Source organism: Geodermatophilus sp. SYSU D01045 (genome assembly GCF_054050295.1).
In genome coordinates, this window is record NZ_JBJGZB010000027.1 from 1 (window position 1) to 18,375 (window position 18,375).

General features: G+C 75.4%; 18 protein-coding genes. 11 read left to right on the plus strand and 7 right to left on the minus strand.

Annotated elements, in window-relative coordinates; genetic code table 11:
* Window positions 1-52 precede the first annotated feature (52 nt).
* A complete protein-coding gene (locus ACI798_RS19050; protein ID WP_456941135.1) occupies window positions 53-256 on the minus strand; it encodes a DUF5999 family protein in 204 nt (67 codons plus the stop codon).
* Between the two features lie 272 nt (window positions 257-528).
* On the minus strand, window positions 529-1,491 hold the full coding sequence (coaA, locus tag ACI798_RS19055; protein ID WP_457048663.1) for a type I pantothenate kinase: 963 nt from the start codon (window positions 1,489-1,491) through the stop codon (window positions 529-531).
* A 114-nt stretch (window positions 1,492-1,605) separates the two neighbouring features.
* Between coaA and ACI798_RS19060 the strand changes: the two genes are divergently transcribed.
* On the plus strand, window positions 1,606-2,409 hold the full coding sequence (locus ACI798_RS19060; RefSeq protein ID WP_456941137.1) for a GNAT family N-acetyltransferase: 804 nt from the start codon (window positions 1,606-1,608) through the stop codon (window positions 2,407-2,409).
* Window positions 2,410-2,473: 64 nt separating this feature from the next.
* Here the strand turns inward: ACI798_RS19060 and ACI798_RS19065 are convergent, their stop codons facing one another.
* On the minus strand, window positions 2,474-3,019 hold the full coding sequence (locus ACI798_RS19065) for a YbhB/YbcL family Raf kinase inhibitor-like protein (RefSeq protein WP_456941138.1): 546 nt from the start codon (window positions 3,017-3,019) through the stop codon (window positions 2,474-2,476).
* A 169-nt stretch (window positions 3,020-3,188) separates the two neighbouring features.
* On the opposite strand from ACI798_RS19065, the gene ACI798_RS19070 reads away from it, so the two are divergent.
* Complete coding sequence (locus ACI798_RS19070; RefSeq protein ID WP_457048664.1) at window positions 3,189-3,920, plus strand: HAD family hydrolase; 732 nt, start codon at window positions 3,189-3,191, stop codon at window positions 3,918-3,920.
* Window positions 3,917-6,289, plus strand: coding sequence for a glycoside hydrolase family 65 protein (locus ACI798_RS19075; RefSeq protein ID WP_456941140.1), 2,373 nt, complete (start codon window positions 3,917-3,919; stop codon window positions 6,287-6,289). The genes ACI798_RS19070 and ACI798_RS19075 overlap by 4 nt, the downstream gene beginning before the upstream one ends.
* A gap of 6 nt (window positions 6,290-6,295) precedes the next feature.
* Here ACI798_RS19075 and ACI798_RS19080 read toward each other — a convergent pair whose 3' ends face one another.
* Window positions 6,296-6,997: a M50 family metallopeptidase gene (locus ACI798_RS19080; protein WP_457048665.1), complete on the minus strand. Its 702-nt coding sequence runs from the start codon at window positions 6,995-6,997 to the stop codon at window positions 6,296-6,298.
* Window positions 6,998-7,182: 185 nt separating this feature from the next.
* Between ACI798_RS19080 and ACI798_RS19085 the strand changes: the two genes are divergently transcribed.
* Both ACI798_RS19085 and ACI798_RS19090 read left to right on the plus strand, forming a co-directional pair.
* Entirely contained in the window at window positions 7,183-7,785 is a 603-nt protein-coding gene (locus tag ACI798_RS19085) for an antibiotic biosynthesis monooxygenase (RefSeq protein WP_457048666.1), read from the plus strand.
* Between the two features lie 125 nt (window positions 7,786-7,910).
* Window positions 7,911-8,558 carry a LysE family translocator gene (locus tag ACI798_RS19090; RefSeq protein ID WP_456941143.1) on the plus strand — a complete coding sequence of 216 codons (648 nt, stop codon included), beginning with the start codon at window positions 7,911-7,913 and terminating at the stop codon, window positions 8,556-8,558.
* A gap of 57 nt (window positions 8,559-8,615) precedes the next feature.
* Here ACI798_RS19090 and ACI798_RS19095 read toward each other — a convergent pair whose 3' ends face one another.
* Complete coding sequence (locus tag ACI798_RS19095) at window positions 8,616-10,571, minus strand: MFS transporter (RefSeq protein ID WP_457048667.1); 1,956 nt, start codon at window positions 10,569-10,571, stop codon at window positions 8,616-8,618.
* Window positions 10,572-11,235: 664 nt separating this feature from the next.
* The gene (locus tag ACI798_RS19100) at window positions 11,236-12,093 is read right to left on the minus strand and encodes an ABC transporter permease (protein WP_457048668.1); all 858 of its coding nucleotides are present in this window, start codon (window positions 12,091-12,093) and stop codon (window positions 11,236-11,238) included.
* Window positions 12,094-12,163: 70 nt separating this feature from the next.
* Here ACI798_RS19100 and ACI798_RS19105 point away from each other — a divergent pair, with 70 nt between their 5' ends.
* The gene (locus ACI798_RS19105; RefSeq protein ID WP_457048669.1) at window positions 12,164-13,117 is read left to right on the plus strand and encodes an ABC transporter permease; all 954 of its coding nucleotides are present in this window, start codon (window positions 12,164-12,166) and stop codon (window positions 13,115-13,117) included.
* Between the two features lie 549 nt (window positions 13,118-13,666).
* On the plus strand, window positions 13,667-13,906 hold the full coding sequence (locus ACI798_RS19110) for a hypothetical protein (RefSeq protein WP_456941147.1): 240 nt from the start codon (window positions 13,667-13,669) through the stop codon (window positions 13,904-13,906).
* Between the two features lie 33 nt (window positions 13,907-13,939).
* On the opposite strand, the gene ACI798_RS19115 is transcribed toward ACI798_RS19110, so the two are convergent.
* Complete coding sequence (locus ACI798_RS19115; RefSeq protein WP_456941148.1) at window positions 13,940-14,365, minus strand: hypothetical protein; 426 nt, start codon at window positions 14,363-14,365, stop codon at window positions 13,940-13,942.
* A 105-nt stretch (window positions 14,366-14,470) separates the two neighbouring features.
* Here ACI798_RS19115 and ACI798_RS19120 point away from each other — a divergent pair, with 105 nt between their 5' ends.
* The 4 genes from ACI798_RS19120 (at window position 14,471) to ACI798_RS19135 (ending at window position 18,279) form a co-directional block, all read left to right on the plus strand.
* On the plus strand, window positions 14,471-15,247 hold the full coding sequence (locus ACI798_RS19120; RefSeq protein WP_456941149.1) for a glycerophosphodiester phosphodiesterase: 777 nt from the start codon (window positions 14,471-14,473) through the stop codon (window positions 15,245-15,247).
* A complete protein-coding gene (locus tag ACI798_RS19125; protein WP_456941150.1) occupies window positions 15,244-16,143 on the plus strand; it encodes a lysophospholipid acyltransferase family protein in 900 nt (299 codons plus the stop codon). The genes ACI798_RS19120 and ACI798_RS19125 overlap by 4 nt, the downstream gene beginning before the upstream one ends.
* Before the next feature lie 61 nt (window positions 16,144-16,204).
* Window positions 16,205-17,551 carry an MFS transporter gene (locus ACI798_RS19130; protein ID WP_457048670.1) on the plus strand — a complete coding sequence of 449 codons (1,347 nt, stop codon included), beginning with the start codon at window positions 16,205-16,207 and terminating at the stop codon, window positions 17,549-17,551.
* On the plus strand, window positions 17,548-18,279 hold the full coding sequence (locus ACI798_RS19135; RefSeq protein ID WP_457048671.1) for a thymidine kinase: 732 nt from the start codon (window positions 17,548-17,550) through the stop codon (window positions 18,277-18,279). The genes ACI798_RS19130 and ACI798_RS19135 overlap by 4 nt, the downstream gene beginning before the upstream one ends.
* Window positions 18,280-18,375: the final 96 nt, after the last annotated feature.

Below are 18,375 nucleotides of genomic sequence, written 5' to 3' on the forward strand. Positions count from 1 at the left end.
GAGCGCCCGTCCCCCCCGGGGGACGGGCGCTCGGTCGTCCCGGGGGGACGCGCTACGCGGGAACGAGCCCGGCGGTCCGCCACTGGTGGTGGTCGGCGACGGCGCTGCCGTCGGGGAGCAGCTCGCCGTCGTCGTCGAAGAGGACGACGCCGTTGCACAGCAGGCTCCAGCCCTGCTCCGGGTGGCTGCTCACGACGACCGCGAGGTCACGCGCGTCGGCGCTGGCGTCGGGGCAGGGGGTGGGGTGTACGCACATCAGGAGGACTCCCGGTCGGGCCGGCGGCGGGACAGCCGGCGTCACTGGCGGTGAGTGTCCGATCACCGGACGTCTCGAGTGTGCGCCGCTCCGGGGCCGGTGTCAGGTGACGAACCTCACCACCTGACCCGATCGGGTCGTCAGTCCTCGCCATGGCGACGGCCGCGGGCGGAGGCGGACCATGCGCGCCGCCCGGCGCCCACTCGACCGTTATCCCCAACTCGGCCGCCGCCCGAGGTCGGGCGGGGACGGGCAGCGGCGAGGGGAGGGGGTCAGAGCTTGCGCAGCAGCACCCGGCGCACCGAGTGGTCGGCCGCCTTCTGCAGCACCAGCCGGGCACGCGAGCGGGTGGGCGCGATGTTCTGCCGCAGGTTGGGGCCGTTGACCGCGGCCCAGATCGACAGGGCGGTGGTGCGCGCGTCGTCGTCGCTGAGGTCGGCGTAGCGGTGGAAGTAGGCGGAGGTGTCGGCGAAGGCGGTGCGCCGCAGGGCGAGGAACCGCTCGACGTACCACTGCTGGATGTCGGGCTCGGCGGCGTCGACGTAGACGGAGAAGTCGAAGAAGTCCGAGAGGAACACCTCGGGCATCCGCCCGTCGTCGCGGCGGCCGGCCTGCAGCACGTTGAGCCCCTCGAGCACGAGCACGTCGGGCCGGTCGACGACCTGCCGCCGGCCGGGCAGCACGTCGTAGGACTGGTGGGAGTAGACCGGCGCGCTGACCTCGCCGCGGCCGGACTTCACGTCGGCGAGGAAGCGGATGAGCGCGCGCCGGTCGTAGCTCTCGGGGAAGCCCTTGCGGGTCATGAGGCCGCGGGCCTCGAGGACGGCGTTGGGCCACAGGAAGCCGTCGGTGGTGACCAGGTCGACGCGCGGGGAGCCGGGGGCGGCGGCCAGCAGGGTCTGCAGCAGCCGGGCGGTGGTGCTCTTGCCGACGGCGACGCTGCCGGCGACCGCGATGACGTAGGGGACCTTGGCGGTGGTGTCGCCGAGGAACCGGTTGCGCGCCGCCCACAGCCGCTGGCTGGCGGTGACGTGCAGGTTGAGCAGCTCGGCCAGCGGCAGGTAGACGGTCGCGACCTCGTCGAGGTCGATCCGGTCGCCGAGGCTGCGCAGGGCGCGCAGGTCGGCCTCGTCCAGCGGCAGCGTGCGGGTGCCGGCCAGCGACCGCCACGCGTCGCGGTCGAACGCCGCGTAGGGCGAGATCGAGGGGCGGGTCCCGGCCGTCACGGCTCCCATCGTGCCGCCCGGGTCGCCCGGCCCTCGCCGCCGGGGTCACCCGCCGGGGTGGCGGACCGGCCCCGGCGGCCGCGGCCGGGCGCCGGCGCGGGCGCCCGCGTCTAGGGTGCCGGTGTGCCGACGCGTCCCGGGCTGCTCGACCGCGTCGAGCAGTACGCCGCCGCCGCGTCCCTGCCCGACGCCCCGCCGGTCGCCGCCGGCCCGCTCGACGTCCCGATCGGCCCGCCCGCCTGGCCGTTCCCGGCCCGCCCGCGCCCGGGCACCCGCCGGGTGGGCGCCGACGACGTCCGCGCCGCGGTGGCGCTGCAGGAGGAGGCGGGGCTGCCGGCCGCGGTCGAGTGGGTGGTCGAGCGGACGCCGTCGCTGGCCGCCGCCGCCCGCGAGGCGGGGCTGCTGGTCACCGAGTTCCCGCTGCTGGTGGTCGACGAGCCGGTCGAGCTGCTGCTCCCGCACGGGGTGCGCCTGTACCTGGTCGGCGCCGAGGACCCGCGGCTGCCGCACTACCAGCACCTGCTGGAGAGCGGCTTCGCCCCGCACGCGGAGGGCGGCGCGGGCGTGCTGGACGACCCCGGGCCGCCGGACGAGGCGCGCACCGCCGTGCTGCGCGAGCGGGTGGCCACCGGGCGGACCGTGGTGATGGTCGCCGTCGAGGACGGCGAGCCGGTCGCCGTCGGCGCGCACCAGCCGGTCGACGTCGACGGCACCGAGATCAGCGAGGTGGTCGGCGTGGCCAGCTCGCCGCGCCGCCGCGGCCGCGGGGTCGGCGCGGCGCTGGCCTCGGCGCTGGTGGCGCAGGCCCGGGAGACCGCGGACCTGGTGTTCCTCACCGCCGGGGACGACGACGTCGCCCGGGTGTACGAGCGCGTCGGCTTCGCCTGGCTGGGCTCGACCGGGGTGGCCGCCCGCCCGCCGGCCTGAGCCGCCGCGGGGCGCCCGGGGCGGCCCGGGCCCCCGGACCGCGGACGCCCCCGCGGCAGGCCGGTCAGTCCTGGACGTAGACGGGCACCAGGACGGCGCGGGCCAGCGTGTGGCCGAAGAGGTTGAAGCCGTGGAAGGCGGGGCTGGCGTCGTCGGGCACGCCCATGTCCTCGACGTCGAGGGCGTGCACCACGGTGAAGTAGCGGTGCGGGCCGTGGCCGCCGGGGGGCGCGGCGCCGACGTAGCCGGGGAAGCCGGCGTCGTTGCGCAGCTGCCGGGCGCCCGCGGGCAGGCCCGCGCCGTCCCGGCTGCCGGCGCCGGAGGGCAGCTCGGTGACGTCGGCGGGGATGCCGGTGACGACCCAGTGCCAGAAGCCGGAGGCGGTGGGCGCGTCGGGGTCGTAGACGGTGACCGCGAACCCCTTGGTCTCCCCGGGGAAGCCCGACCAGGACAGCTGGGGGGAGGTGTCCTCGCCGCCGGCGCCCATGACGCCGCTGACGCAGCGCATCGGCAGCACCTCGCCGTCGGTGACGTCGGTGCTGGTGACGGTGAAGGACGGGACGGGCGGCAGGAAGTCGTAGGGGCTGGGCGGCTGGGGCCGGTCGGCCATCGGGGTCCTCTCGTCGGGCGGGGGGGCGGCCGGTGCCGTCCCGGCGCCGACCCTAGGCAGCCGGTCCCCGCCGCGCGCCCCGGACGGGACGCCGCCGGTGTCCACCGCGGGATCCCGACCGGGTGATCTCGACGGGTCACCGGGGACGCGCGTGGGTAGCGTCCGCACCGTGCTCGGACTCCCCGACGGCATCCGCGTGTGCCTCTTCGACATGGACGGCGTGCTCACCCGCACCGCCACCGTGCACATGGCCGCGTGGAAGCGGACCTTCGACGAGTTCCTCCGCGGCCGAGAGCCGCAGGCGCCGGAGTTCACCCAGCTCGACTACAACCGCTATGTCGACGGCAAGCCGCGCGCCGACGGCGTCCGCGACTTCCTCGCCAGCCGCGGCATCACGCTGCCCGAGGGCTCCCCGGACGACCCGCCGGACGCGCTGACCGTGCACGGCGTCGGCCGGCGCAAGAACGAGCTGCTGCTCACCGAGCTCGAGGAGCACGGCGTCGAGATCTACCCCGGGTCGATGGCCTACCTGCGCGCGGTCAAGGACGCGGGCCTGGGCACCGCGGTGGTCACCGCCTCGGCCAACGGCGAGCAGGTCATCGCCGCGGGCGGGTTCGCCCACCTCATCGACGCCCGCGTCGACGGCGTGCTGACCGCCCGGGAGGGGCTGCGCGGCAAGCCCGCCCCCGACACGTTCCTGGCCGGCGCCCGCGCGCTGGGGGTCGAGCCGTCGGCCGCCGCGGTGTTCGAGGACGCGCTGGCCGGTGTCGCCGCCGGGCGGGCGGGGCACTTCGGGTTCGTCGTCGGCGTGGACCGGGTCGGGCAGGCCGACGGGCTGAAGGAGAACGGCGCCGACGTCGTCGTGACCGACCTCGACCAGCTGCTGGAGGACCGCACGTGACGGAGGGGAGAGCGACCTTCCCGGTCGAGCCGTGGGCGCTGACCGAGATCGGCCTGGACCACTCGTCGCTGGGCGTGCACGAGTCGGTGTTCGCGCTCGCCAACGGGCACATCGGCCTGCGCGGCTCGTTCGAGGAGGGGGAGCCGGTCGTCGTCCCCGGCACCTACCTCAACGGCTTCTTCGAGGAGCGGCCGCTGCCCTACGCCGAGGCCGGCTACGGCTTCCCGGAGCAGGGGCAGACCGTCGTCAACGTGACCGACGGCAAGCTGATCCGGCTGCTGGTCGGCGACACCCCGCTGGACCTGGACTACGGCGAGATCGTCGACCACCGCCGCAGCCTGGACCTGCGCCGCGGCGTGCTGCGCCGGGTCACCGAGTGGCGCTCGCCCAACGGCCGCACGGTGCGGGTGACCAGCACCCGGCTGGTGTCGCTGCGCCGCCGCTCGATCGCCGCGATCGAGTACCAGGTCGAGTGCACCGACGACCGGGGCGACCTCTACATCGCGCTGCAGTCGGACCTGCTGGCCAACGAGCCGGTGGACAGCGGCAGCGAGGGCGACGACCCGCGCGCGGCGGCGGCGCTGCGCCGGCCGCTGGTCAACGAGATCGCCGTGGCCCGCGGCAAGCGCGCGGTCATGGTGCACGCCACCCGGCGCAGCCGGCTGCGGATGGCCGCGGGGATGGACCACGTCGTCGACGTGCCCGACACCGCCACCGAGGACATGGAGGCCGGCGAGGACCTGGCCCGCTACACCCTGGCCGCGCGGCTGCCCGGCCACGGCTCGGGCCTGAAGCTGGTCAAGTTCCTCGCCTACGGCTGGTCGTCGCGGCGGTCAGCGGCGGCGCTGCGCGACCAGGTGGAGGGGGCGCTGGCCACGGCCAAGCTGGCCGGCTTCGCCCGGCTGGCGGACGAGCAGCGGCAGGTCCTCGACGAGTTCTGGGCGGGGGCGGACGTCGAGGTCCAGGGCGACGACGAGCTGCAGCAGGCCGTCCGGGTCGGGGTGTTCCACCTGCTGCAGGCCGGCCTGCGCGCCGAGCGGCAGCCGATCCCGGCCAAGGGGCTGACCGGGCCGGGCTACGACGGGCACACCTTCTGGGACACCGAGACCTACGTCCTGCCGGTGCTCACCTACATCGCCCCGGACGCCGCCCGCGACGCGCTGCACTGGCGGTACTCGACCCTGGACAAGGCGCGGGCGCGGGCGGCCGTGCTCGGCCTGCGCGGCGCGGCCTTCCCGTGGCGGACCATCCGCGGCGAGGAGACCTCCGGGTACTGGCCGGCCGGGACGGCGGCCTTCCACATCAACGCCGACATCGCCGACGCCGTCGTCCGCTACCTGCACGCCACCGGGGACGAGGAGTTCGACCGCGACTTCGGCGCGGAGCTGCTGATCGAGACCGCCCGGCTGTGGGCCTCGCTCGGCCACTTCGACGAGGAGCACGGCTTCCGCATCGACGGGGTCACCGGCCCCGACGAGTACACGGCCGTGGTGGACAACAACGTCTACACGAACCTCATGGCGCAGCGGAACCTGCGCGAGGCGGCCGAGGCGGCCGAGCGGCAACCCGACGTCGCCGGGCGGCTGCAGGTGACCGAGGACGAGGTGGCGACCTGGCGGCGGGCCGCGCGGCTCATGGCCGTGCCCTACGACACCCGGCTGGGCGTGCACATGCAGTCCGACGCGTTCACCCACCACGAGGAGTGGGACTTCGAGAACACGCCGCCGCAGTGCTACCCGCTGCTCCTGCACTACCCGTACTTCGACATCTACCGCAAGCAGGTCATCAAGCAGGCCGACCTGGTGATGGCCCTGCACCTGCGCGGGGACGCGTTCACCTTCGAGGAGAAGGTCGCCGACTTCGCCTACTACGAGGCCCGCACCGTGCGGGACTCCTCGCTGTCGGCGGCGCAGCAGGCCGTGGTGGCCGCCGAGACCGGGCACCTGGAGCTGGCCTACGACTACTGGGCGGAGGCCGCGCTCACCGACCTGCAGAACCTGCACGGCAACTCCGGCCACGGCCTGCACATCGCCTCGATGGCCGGCGGGTGGATGGTCGCCGTCGCCGGGTTCGGCGGCATGCGCGACCACGACGGGCACCTGCTGTTCGCCCCGCGGCTGCCCGAGCGGATCACCCGGCTGCGCTTCCGGCTGGCCTACCAGGGCCGCACGCTGCAGGTCACCGTGACCAAGGAGCAGGCCACCTACCGGCTGCTCGACGGCGACCCGCTCGACGTCCACCACCACGGCCGCCGGGTGACCGTCGACCACGAGGACATGGTGGTCGACATCCCGCCGGCGCCCGACACCGGGAAGGTCACCCAGCCGCACGGCGCCGAGCCGCGGCGGCGCAGCCCGTACTCCTCCTGAGCGGCGTCAGAGCAGCAGCCACCGCACGGCGAGGCCGAGCGCGGCCAGGTCGACCAGCAGGAACACGCCCACCCACAGCAGCGCGGGCAGCCGGGTGAGCCGGGCCAGCTGGTCGGCGTCGGAGTCCGGCGCGGCCCGCCGCCGGCGCGCGCCCTGCAGCTCGAGCACGGTGCGCGGCGCGGCGAGCAGCAGGAACCAGGTGACCGCGGCGGCGACGGCGGCCTGCCCGGCCGGCGGCAGCCACGCGGTGACCGCGGCCAGGGCCGCGCCGGTGACCAGCACCGCCCACAGGCCGTAGAGGTTGCGGATCTGCAGCAGCAGGAGCGCGAGCAGGGCCAGCACCGCCCACAGCACCCCGACGGCGTGCCCGGCCGCCAGCAGCGCCGCGGCGCCCAGCCCGAACAGGCCCGGCCCGACGTAGCCGGCCGCGCAGGTGAGCACCATCCCGGCGCCGGCCGGCCGCCCGCGGGAGACGGTGAGCCCCGAGGTGTCCGAGTGCAGCCGGATGCCGGCCAGCCGGCGGCCGGTGGCCAGCGCGGCCAGGCCGTGCGCGCCCTCGTGGGCGATGGTCACCACGGTGCGCGCCGGCCGCCACAGCGCGGGGGTGGCGACGACGAGCAGCGCGACGACGGCCGCCCCGGTCAGGACGGCGGGCGGGAGCGGCGCCTCGGCCGTCACGCGGGTCCACAGGCGGTCGACGGCGTCCATCCCGGCGAGTCAACCGCACGCACCTGGGAGGACCCGGGCAGGTGCCCGGCCACCGTGTCGCCCGTTATCCCCAACTACCCGGGCCGCGCGACGGTTGCCCCGCCCGGACGGGAGAGCGGCGAGGGCGGGGCAGATCACGCTCCCGCGGCCTGCGCGGCACCCGGCCGGTCGCCGATCCTGGCGGTATGACGACGTCGCTCCCGGTCGCCACCGCACGCCTCCCGGTCACCGTCTCCTTCACCCGCCGGGCCGACCCGGCGCACACCCGGGAGATGACGGCGTGGATCCGGGCGGGCATGACGATGGCCGAGTCCTTCCCGGGCTTCCTCGGCGCCGGGTGGGTGCGCCCGCGCGGCGGCTCGGACGAGTGGCACATGCTCTGCCGCTTCGCCGACCACGAGGCGCTCGCCGCGTGGGAGGCCTCCGCGGAGCGCGCCTGGTGGCTGCGCTCGGCGGAGGGGCTGGCCGAGGTGACCCGCACCGAGCGCCGCACCGGCATCGAGGGCTGGTTCGACCAGCCGGTCAGCACCGAGGTCGCCACCCCGGCCGGGCCGCCGGCGCCGCCGCGGTGGAAGCAGGCGACGACGATCTGGCTGGTCTTCTACCCGCTCAACCTGCTGGCCACGGTGACCCTCGGCGCGTTGCTGGCGGACGTGCCCGTGGCGCTGCGGGTGCTGGTCGTCACCCTGGCGCTCACCCCGGTGATGACCTACCTGCTGCTGCCGTGGATCACCCGCCGGCTCGAGTGGTGGCTGCACGGCCGGTCCTGGCGCGACCGCCGTCGCTGAGCGACCCGGGACCCCGCGTCCTGCCCTCGACCGTTATCCCCAACTGTCTGCAGTAAAGACGGCTGGGGACGAACCGACGGGGAAAAGCCGACGACGACGGGAGGGGCTGCTGCCACGCTGGTCCCGTGGACGTCCCGGCGCTGGTGCTCGCGCTGCCCGCCTTCCTGGGCGCGGTGCTGCTGATCGCCGCGACCCCGGGGCCCGCCGTCGCACTCATCGTGCGCCGCGCGGCCCTGCGGGGGAGCGCGGCCGCGGTGCCGACGGTGCTGGGGCTCGAGGCCGGGCTGTTCGTCTGGGCGCTGCTGGCCGGCGCGGGGGTGGCGGCCGCGGTCGCGGCGTCGGAGGCCGGTTTCCTCGTCCTGCGCGCCGTCGGGGCGGCGGTGCTGCTCTGGCTGGGCGGCCGGGCGCTGTGGCGGGCGGTGCGCGGCGGTCCCGGGCCGGAGCCGGCCGCCGCGGAGGGGCCGGTGCGCCGTCGCTGGGGCGGGGCCCTCGCCGAGGGGCTGCTCGTGCAGCTGGCCAACCCGAAGCTGGCCGTGTTCATGATCGCCTTCTACCCGCAGTTCGTCCCGGCCGGCAGTTCCCCGCTGCTGACCGCCGCGCTGCTCGGGCTGCTGCAGGTCGCCGTCGAGACGGCGCTGTACCTGGGGCTGGCGGCCGGCGTCGGCCGGGCCGGCAGCTGGTTCCGGCGCCCCCGCGTGCGCCGCGGCCTCGACGCGGCCTCCGGCGCGGTGCTCGTGGGCCTGGGCGTGCGGGTGGCGGCCGCCTCCCGCTGAGACGCGGACGGGCCGGGGAGCGCGTGCTCCCCGGCCCGTCGTGCGGTCAGGCGGCGGTCAGGCGGTCGTGCGCTCGAGCGCGGCGAGCTCCCGGGCCACCATCTCCTCGTGCGCCTGCTCGTCCTGGCGCGCCCGGCGCGGGCTCCACCGGCCGGCCATCACGAACACGAACGGCAGGAACAGCACCTGCCCGGCGACGCACACCCACCACCAGCGCTGCCACTGGTGCGGGTTCTCCTCGGCGGCGGTGGCGACCTCGTCGCCGTGGGCCGCGAGGTAGGCGAGGTCGTCGGCCGGGATCGCGGCGTTGGCCTCGGTGAGCACCGTCGCGTAGCGCTGCACGAGCGCGAGGTCGGCCTGCACCGCCGGGTCGCCGAGGCTGACCAGCAGCTGCGTGGCGGTGCCGGCGTCGACGCCGAGGGCCTGCGCGATCTGCCCGACGGCGGCGGCACCGGCCGCGGCGTCGGCCGGGTCCTCCTGCAGCGCGGCCAGCGTGGCCGGGTCGACCGCCTGGGCGGCGGCCAGCTGGGGCGCCCGGTTCCGCACCGCCTCGGAGACCGCGGCGGCCTCGTCGGCGTCGGCGCCCTGCTGGGTGGCCACGGCGCCGAGGGCGGTGGCCAGCGCGTCGACGTCGGCCGGGTCGGCGGCCAGCGCCTCGGACGCCTCCGGCGGGACGGCCGACAGGACGGCGACCTCCTGTGGGTGCGCCGCGACGATCTCGGTGACCCGCGATCCCTGGTCGACCAGCACCGAGGTGGCCGGCACGACGAGGGTGAAGACCGCCAGCGACGCCGTCACCACGATCCGCAGCAGCCAGCCCCAGATGGCCAGGCCGGTCGCCGTCGCGGCCGGGTTGTGCCGCTCGACGGTCTCGGTGAAGGAGGCCATCCAGGCGACGTAGGCCATGCCGCCGCCGGCCGCCGACAGGATGAAGTAGACCGCGATCGTGTAGTAGCCGGTCTCCGGCTCCGTCGCCGACAGCGCGAACAGCACCGAGCCCACCAGGCCGACGAGCGTCCCGACGACCATGAACGGCTTGCGCACCCGGAACCGGTCGGTGAGCACGCCGGTGACCACCAGGGCGATCGCGTTGGTGACCCAGTACCAGTTGGCCAGCGCGTTGGCGCGCTGCTCGGAGTAGCCGAACACGGTGGCGAAGTAGACGACCGCGAAGCCGACGAGGATGTAGTAGAGCAGCAGGAAGATGCTGATGGCGAAGGCCGACCCGACGACGTCGAAGCGCAGCATCTGCCGCCAGTGGCCCCTCAGCGCCTGCTCGGTGTCCAGGCCGCGGGCCCGGGCCTCGATGAGCGCGCGGTCGCGCATGCTGACCATGAGCTGGTCGCGCAGGGCGGGGGAGAGCTCGCGCAGCCCGACCAGCGCGACGAGGAAGACGACCAGGCCGGCGACGCCGCAGACGTAGAACTGGAAGCGCCAGTCGGGGTGGTCGTCGAGGGTGTTGCTGGACACCGTGGTGACCACGAGGCTGCCCAGCACCGGGCCGAGGGTCCAGAAGCCCATGGCGACCCCGCGGCCGACCTGCGGCGAGAAGTCGCGGATCAGTGCCGGGGTGGCCACCAGCACGACGCCCTCGACGAAGCTCAGCACCGCGAACAGCACGGTGAAGGCCGTCTTGCCCGGCGCGTGCGGGAGCCCGACCAGCAGGATCAGGCCCGTGATGAGCAGGCCGCCGACGACGAGGTTGGCGCGGCCCCAGCGGTCGGCGAGGCCGGCGAACAGCGAGGCGAAGGCGCCGACCAGGTTGCCGATGACGGAGACGAACACGTAGCCGGTGAAGGAGTAGCCGAGCTCGGCGATGATCTGCGTCGCGACGGCGCCGCCGACGTAGAGCTCGTAGTACAGGACCACCGTGGCCAGCACGGTGATCCCCAGGTAGAGCGACCGGGGACCGGTGTCGGGGTAGCGGTCGAGCTTGCGGTCCCACAACCGGCGCAGGCCCCCGCCACCGGAGGGCGTGGGTGTCTGGCTCGGTCGGAGGTCGGTAGCGGTCACGTGCGGTCCCTTCCCGGCGCAGCGCCGAGCACGGGGAGGAGACGGCCCGGGTCGGGCCGCCGGTGTGGCGCGGAGCACACCGGCGCGGAACGTAGTGGCGGACTGTTGCAGGGGTCAACGGCACCGCTCCGTGCCGTAGCCGGACTGTGACCCTGGATCACTCGTCCGTTATCCCGAACATTCGCACAACGCAGAAAAGCGGAAAGACCCCACCACGACAGGGGAGGGGGCTCCTGCCGCCGCGGACGACGAGGGCGGGGAGTGTCGTACCCGTTCGGTCGCCGGTGCGCCCGGGCGCGCGGGCCTCGCGAGGCGCCGGCGACACGTCGTCCGGGATCGCCCGCCGACAGGGACGTCCGGGGCAGACTGTCCGCCGCCGGCACCCCGGGGACGGCGGCGCGGGCCGTGACCCGAGCCCGCGCCATCCGGCATCGAGTCGGACACCGGCGCTGGTGCGGTGGCGCCACGCGGTCCTCGTGGCGTCGGCTTCGCCTCGTCCTCCTGCTCCGTTATCCCCAACGTGTGCGTCGAATTCGACCGATTTGCGCCCCGGGGTGGAAATCAGTGACCGGACCGGGTCGCCGCTGGCGGGCGGCCCGGTCCGTGAAGCGGACGACGTGGCGAACGCCCCCCACGGGGACGAGAAGCCGGCAGGGGAGCGGGGTCAGTGCCCGCGGGCCGTCCGGGCGGTCTTGCGCAGGCCCTCGCCGAGCAGGACGAACGCGGCGACCGCGACGACGAGGACCAGGCTCGGCGCGACGAGCGCGTGCGGTGCGCGCGACGCCGCCTCGCCGCCCTGCTGCAGCAGGATGCCCCAGGACTCGGTGGGCCGCTGCAGGCCGACCCCGGCGAAGGTCAGCACCGCCTCGGCGGAGATCAGCACGCCCGCGTAGGCGCTGGCGAACACCAGCAGCGGGCGGACCGCGTTGGGCAGCACGTGCCGGACGACCAGCCGCAGCGACCCGGTGCCCAGGGCGCGCGCCGCGGTGACGTACTCCAGGGCCAGGACCTGCCGGGTGCTCGCCCGCATGACGCGCACCATCGGCGGCCAGCTGAACACCGCGAGCACGGCGACGACCTGCCACACCCCGCGCCGGTCGGTCGCGCTGAGCAGGACGACCCCGCCGAGCACGAGCGGGATGCCCGCCCAGACGTCGGTGAGCCTCGAGACGACGCCGTCGACCCAGCCCCCGGCCGAGCCGGCCAGTGTCCCCAGCACGACGGCCAGCAGGCCGCTGAGCACGATGACGGCGACGGCGAGCAGCAGCGACGTCCGCGCGCCGTACGCCGTCTTGGCGAGCAGGTCACAGCCGAACAGGTCGAAGCCGAAGGGGTGGTCCCAGGACGGCGGCACCAGGGAGTCGGCCAGGTCGCAGGAGCGCGGGTCGGCGTCGGTGACGGCGCCGGGGACCAGGGCGGTCGCGGTGAGCAGCGCCAGCACGGCGACGGCGACCACCAGCGGGGCGTTCCGGCGGCCCACCACCGGCCGGGCCTCCCGGGGGTCGGTGGACGAGGACGGCACCGGCGGAGTCTGACCGAGCGGGCGCCGCCGCGTCGACCGGGATGATCACCGTCCTGCCACGATGTCGGCCGTGGTCGCGTTCGCCGCCCGCCGGACCGGGCAGATGCTGCTCAGCCTGTGGACGGCGGTGACCCTGGTGTTCGTCGCCGTGACGCAACTCCCCGGGGACCCGGTGCGGGCGCTGTTCGGGTTCCAGCCGCCGCCTCCGGCGCTCTACGCCCGGATCCGCAGCGAGTACCACCTCGACGAGCCCCTGCCGGTCCAGTACGGCCTGTACCTGCGCGACCTGCTCACCGGGAACTGGGGGAGCGGACTGCCCTCCCTCCGGGGCGACGCCGTGGTGCCCGGGCCGGCCGTGCTCGACATCGTCGCCGCGACCGCGCCGGTGAGCGCGGCCCTGCTCGCCGGCGCGGTCGTCCTCCAGCTCGTGGTGGGCGTCGTCGCCGGGGCGCTGGCGGCGGGCGGGCGGTGGACCGGGACGGGCGTCTACGCCGTGGCCACGGTGCTGGTGGGCACGCCGGTCGTCGTCGCGGCCTACCTGCTGCGGTTCGTCTTCGTCTCCGAGCTCGGCTGGGCGCCGTTCCACGGCCGCACGGGGGAGCCGGCGGCCTACGTCCTGCCCGTGCTCGCCCTGGCGGCGCTGTCGACCGGCTACGTGGCGCTCATCACCCGGGCCGAGGTCGGGGACACGCTGCGGGCGCCGTTCGTCCAGGCGGCGCGCGGCCGCGGGCTGTCGCCGTCGCGGGTGGTGGGTGTGCACGCGCTGCGGCCGGCGCTGACGCCGGTGGTGACGTTCGTGGCGGCGAACCTGGGCCAGCTGTTCGTGGGGCTGGTCGTGGTCGAGGGCGTCTTCGGCATGCCCGGGGTCGGGTCGGCGATCCTGGGGGCGATCGAGGCGCACGACCGGGCACTGCTGGTCGGGCTCACCACGGTGGTCATCGGTGCGGTGATCGTGGCGAACGCGGTCGCCGACGTCGTCGCGGCGGCGGTGGACCCGCGGGTCCGGTTGAGTCCGGCGACCTGATCAGGTGCTCGGGGAGCGGGTCCTCTCCACGTTAGTTGACATAATGTGCATTATCGGCGGCAGCTCTAGGAGCCCGAGAGAGGCCGTCTGACCGCCTGGACGGCGCATCTGTCCGGTGCCCGGTCCACCCGTCGACGACCGGACGTCCCCCTGTCGCCGAGTTGCCATGTCGTCGTGTCCGTCCCGCCGTGCCGGGTCTCGAGCCGCGCGACGACGTCCCGGCGGCTCGGGACGTTCCTGTCGATCCGCACGTCTCTGTCGTTCCGCACCACCCGGTCCGCGACCCGTCGCCGTCAGACGGTCCGCCGGACGCCCTGACCGCTCGCCCGTCGGCCGCCCCGTGATCCGTCGGCTCCACCGGAACCCGATCCGCTCCGTCCCGGACCCGTCCGGCCCCCGGTCGCCGGCCGCTCCGGGCAGCCGTCGCCGCCACGGGTCCCCTGCTCCCCATACGCCGACACCTCCGTCATTCCGTCACAGTGACGTTATGCCGGTGGTGTCGGCGGCTTCGACGGGCGGGCCGCCCGGTGCCTGCTTAGGGTCGGGAACATGGAACTCCGACGCCCGATCGCCGCACTCATGACCGCGCTGGCGTTGTTCGGAGGAGGCGCGACGCTCACCGCCTGCAACGCGGCCGGTGACACCCAGAACGACGGCACCACGGACGACAGCGAGAACAGCGGCGGCAACGACCCGTCCGACGAGTCGCAGGACAACCTGCCCGACAACAGCAACCCGGACCAGAACGCGCCCGAGGACCAGGACGACGACACCCAGGACCCGGACTGACCCGCCGCTGACGGGCCCGCCCGCACGCCGGGGTCAGCCGGCGGCGCGCTCGGAGACCCAGAGCTTGTCGAGTCGCCCCGTGGAGTGCACCAGGTCCGCCAGCGACCGCTCGAGCTCGGCCTTGGTGTGCCGCTCGCCGAGCAGCGTCTGGACGTCCTCGAGCGCGCAGCGCAGCTGGAACAGCCGGTCCTGCAGACCGTCGAGCTCGGCGCGCCGCACGAGGACGACGTCGTCGGAGAGGCCGGCCTTGGCGACCGCCGTGCGCTGCTCGTACGCGCGCTGCCGGCAGGCCTGGCCGCAGTACATCCGCGGGCGGCCGACCGAGCCACCCTGGGGCAGCACCCGCCGGCACCACCCGCAGCGCCGTTCGGTCCCGCTCCCCTGCCGTCCCGCCGTCGTGTCCGCCTTCCCCGTCGTCCCGTCCGTCCCGACCACGCGGTCGGCGTGCTGCTTGCCCACGCCGGGCACGCTAGACGCCGCCACCGACAGTCCCGCGGGACACGCCCGACCCGCCGGGAGAAGGGGCTGGTGAGCGCGTCGGAGCCGCCGGTTAGCGTGACGCCCGTGCCTCCCGCCCGGTTCGCCTTCCTCGACGCGCCGGCGCCGCTGGCGATGGCGCACCGCGGCGGGGCGATCGAGCACCTGGAGAACTCCATGCCGGCCTTCGAGGCCTGCGTGAAGATGGGCTACCGGTACATCGAGACCGACGTCCGGGTGACCGCGGACGGGGTGGTCGTCGTCTTCCACGACCCGGCGCTGGACCGGGTCACCGACCGCACCGGCCGGATCGAGCAGTTGCCGTGGGCGGAGGTCGCCGCCGCCCGCATCGGTGGCCGCGAGCCGATCCTGCGGCTGGAGGAGCTGCTCGGCGCCTGGCCCGACGTCCGGTTCAACCTCGACATCAAGGCCGCCGGCGTGCTCGCCCCGCTGGTGCGCGTGCTGCGCCGGACGGACGTCCTCGACCGGGTCTGCCTCGCCTCGTTCTCCGACGCCCGGGTCGCCGCCGCCCGCCGGCTGCTGGGGCCGGCGGTGTGCACGTCGCTGGGCCCGCGGGGGGTGGCGGCGCTGCGGCTGTCCTCCTACTCCCCCCGCGCGGCCGGGCTGGTGCGCGTGCCGGCCGGCTGCGCCCAGGTGCCGCTGCAGCTCGGCGGCCGGGCGCTGGTCGACGAGCGGTTCATCGCCGCGGCGCACGCCCGCGGCCTGCAGGTCCACGTGTGGACCGTGGACACCCCGGAGGAGGCGACGGCGATGCTCGACCTCGGCGTGGACGGGATCATGACCGACCGCCCGGCCATGCTGAAGGAGATCCTCGAGGCGCGCGGCCAGTGGGCGGGCCGGTGACCGGACGGCTCGGGCGGCTGCGCACGGCACTGGGTGAGTGGCGGCCGACCCCGCCGCCGCTGCCCGACCACCTCGAGGCGGTCCTGCACGACGGCGACCCCGAGTGGTTCGCCCGCGAGCTGGCCATCGCCGCCGCGCCGCCGTGGGACGTGTGGCTGTTCCTGCTGCGCCGGTTCTCCTGGCTGGTCGACCTGTTCGGCCGGGTGGAGGTCACCGGCTGCATCCCCGAGCAGCTGCGCCGCGGGCCGCTGCTGCTGGCGGCCAACCACGTCGGCGACTTCGACCCGTTCCTGATCGCCGTCGCGCTGCACCGGCTGGGCGTGGTGCCGCGGATGATGGCCACCGGCGGGATCATCTCCGCACCGGTGGTGGGGCCGCTGCTCGAGCGCGCCGGCGGCATCCGGGTCGAGCGCGGCACCGAGGTCGCCCGGCACGCGGTGCGGGTCACCGAGGTGGCGCTGGTGCACGGCGGGCACGTCGTCGCCTATCCCGAGGGGCGGGTCGGGCTGGCGCCCGACGGGTGGCCCGAGCGCGGCCGCACCGGGATGGCCCGGCTGGCGCTCGGCGTCGGCGTGCCGGTGATCCCGGTCAGCCAGTGGGGCGCGCAGGAGGTGCTGCAGTACGGCAACGACTGGGGGAAGCTGCGCACCCTGGCCCGCTCGCTGGTGCAGCGGCCGGTGCTGCGGGTGCACGTCGGCCCGCCGGTGTTCCTGGAGGACCTGCGGCTGGGCCGGGTGGGCGACGCCAACCGCGCCCGGATGCGGATCGCCGCGGCGATCACCCGCGGGCTGGTGCCGCTGCGCGCGGCCAGCCGGCCGCTGCACCCGGACCCCACCCGCCCGACCAACGGGGCCGCGGCGTTCCCTGACGGCGTCGTCCCCGAGGACATCCCGTGACCGGACACCCCACGACCCCCCGGTGCTGGAACCGACGGGGCCGGGCTGACACCCTGCGCCCGTGACTGCCCCCCACGTCGACGCGGCGCCGCCCGTCGACCGCGCCCTGCGCCGCGAGCGCTTCGGCTGGTACTCCTACGACTGGGCGATGTCGGTGTTCAACACCAGCGTCACCACGGTCTTCCTGGGCCCATACCTGACCACCGTCGCCGAGGACGCCGTCGGCGCCGACGGCCGGCTGCCCTTCCTCGGCCTGTCCATCCCGCCCGGCAGCTGGTTCTCCTACGTGCTGTCGTTCTCGGTGGTCCTGCAGGTCGTCGTGCTGCCGCTCACCGGCGCCGTCGCCGACCGCACCGGGCGCAAGCGGCACCTGCTCGGCGGGCTGGCGCTGCTCGGGGCGCTGGCCGCGACCTGCCTGTTCTTCGTCGCCGACGGCCGCTACCTGCTGGGCGCGGCGCTGTTCGTCGTCGCCAACGTGGCCTTCGGCGCGGCGACGGTCGTCTACTACTCGTGGCTGCCCGACCTCGCCGGTCCCGACGCGCGCGACGCGGTCTCCAGCCGCGGGTGGGCGTTCGGCTACGTCGGCGGGGCGCTGCTGCTGGCGGTGCACCTGGGGCTGTTCCTCGGCGCGGAGTCCCTGGGGCTGACCTCCGGGGAGGCGGTGCGCATCTGCCTGGCGACGGCGGGGCTGTGGTGGGGGCTGTTCACCCTGGTCTCGGTCTCGCTGCTGCGCGACCGGCCGCCGGTCGCCGGGCACGGCACCGCCACCAGCGGCTTCCGGCAGCTGGCCGCGACGCTGCGCGGCATGCGGGCGTTCCCGCTCACGCTGTGGTTCCTCGGCGCGTACCTGCTGTTCAACGACGGCGTGCAGACGGTCATCTCGCTGTCGGCCACCTACGCCAGCGAGGAGCTGGGGCTGTCCCAGTCGGTGCTCACCGGCGCGATCCTCATGGTCCAGGTGGTCGCCGTGTTCGGGGCGCTGGGCCTGGGCCGGGTGGCGGCCCGCTACGGCGCCAAGCGCACCGTGCTCGGCTGCCTGGTCGCCTGGACGGCGGTGCTGGTGGCGGCGTACTGGCTGCAGGAGGGCGCGGTCGCGCAGTTCTACGCGCTGGCCGCGGTCATCGGGCTGGTGCAGGGCGGCACCCAGGCGCTGTCCCGGTCGCTGTTCAGCCACCTCATCCCGGCCGGCCGGGAGGCGGAGTACTACAGCTTCTACGAGATCAGCGACCGCGGGACCAGCTGGCTGGGGCCGCTGGCGTTCGGCCTGACGTACCAGCTCACCGGCTCCTACCGGTACGCGATCATCAGCCTGGTGGTGTTCTTCGTCGCCGGGTTCCTGCTGCTGCTGCGGCTGCCGATGCGCCGGGCCGTGCAGGCGGCGGGCAACACCCCGCCGGAGCGTCTGTGAGCGACCCGTCCGCCCCGCTGGTGTCGGTCCCGGCGGCCGGGGACCGGCGGCGTGCCCCGGCCCCGGCGCACCTGCGGTTCTTCCACGGGCCGATGGACTGCGGGAAGTCCACGCTGGCGCTGCAGGTCGACCACAACCAGAGCCGGCAGGGCCGCTCCGGGCTGCTGCTCACCCAGGGCGACCGGTCGGCGCAGCCGCGGATCAGCTCCCGGGTGGGGCTGTGCCGCGACGCCGTCGAGGTCGGCCCGGGCACCGACCTGCTGCTGCTGGTGCGCAGCCACTGGGCCGACGGGCGGCGGGTGGACTACCTGATCGTCGACGAGGCGCAGTTCCTCACCCCCGGGCAGGTGGACCAGCTCGCCGAGCTCGTCGACGCCTCGCACGTCGACGTGTACGCCTTCGGGCTGACCACCGACTTCCGCGCCCGGCTGTTCCCGGGCACCCAGCGGCTGCTCGAGGTCGCCGACGACGTGCAGCGGATCCAGGTCGAGGTGCTGTGCTGGTGCGGGCTGCCCGGGCTGCTCAACGCCCGGGTCGTCGACGGGCAGATGGTGCGCGAGGGCGCCACCGTCGTCGTCGCCGACACCGGCCCCACCCCGGCGCCGGGCGAGGCGGAGGGGCCCGGCCCCGGCCCCGAGGTGCACTACCAGGTGCTGTGCCGGCGGCACCACGTGCTCGGCCAGCTCGGCCCGACCGCGGCCGGCCCGGGGCAGCTCGCCCTGCCCTGAGCGGCCGGCCTCCCCCGGCCGAGGGGGCCGCGCGCGGCCCAATACCACCCCATGCGATGATGGGGAACCGACTCAGCGGAATCTCTCCGCGAAATC

Excerpts from the sequence above, each read along its gene's own strand:
- ACI798_RS19050 (WP_456941135.1), bottom strand. The coding sequence starts at position 256 with ATGTGCGTACACCCCACCCCCTGCCCCGACGCCAGCGCCGACGCGCGT.
- coaA (WP_457048663.1), bottom strand. The coding sequence starts at position 1,491 with ATGGGAGCCGTGACGGCCGGGACCCGCCCCTCGATCTCGCCCTACGCG.
- ACI798_RS19065 (WP_456941138.1), bottom strand. The coding sequence starts at position 3,019 with ATGGCCGACCGGCCCCAGCCGCCCAGCCCCTACGACTTCCTGCCGCCC.
- ACI798_RS19080 (WP_457048665.1), bottom strand. The coding sequence starts at position 6,997 with ATGGACGCCGTCGACCGCCTGTGGACCCGCGTGACGGCCGAGGCGCCG.
- ACI798_RS19085 (WP_457048666.1), top strand. The coding sequence starts at position 7,183 with ATGACGACGTCGCTCCCGGTCGCCACCGCACGCCTCCCGGTCACCGTC.
- ACI798_RS19110 (WP_456941147.1), top strand. The coding sequence starts at position 13,667 with ATGGAACTCCGACGCCCGATCGCCGCACTCATGACCGCGCTGGCGTTG.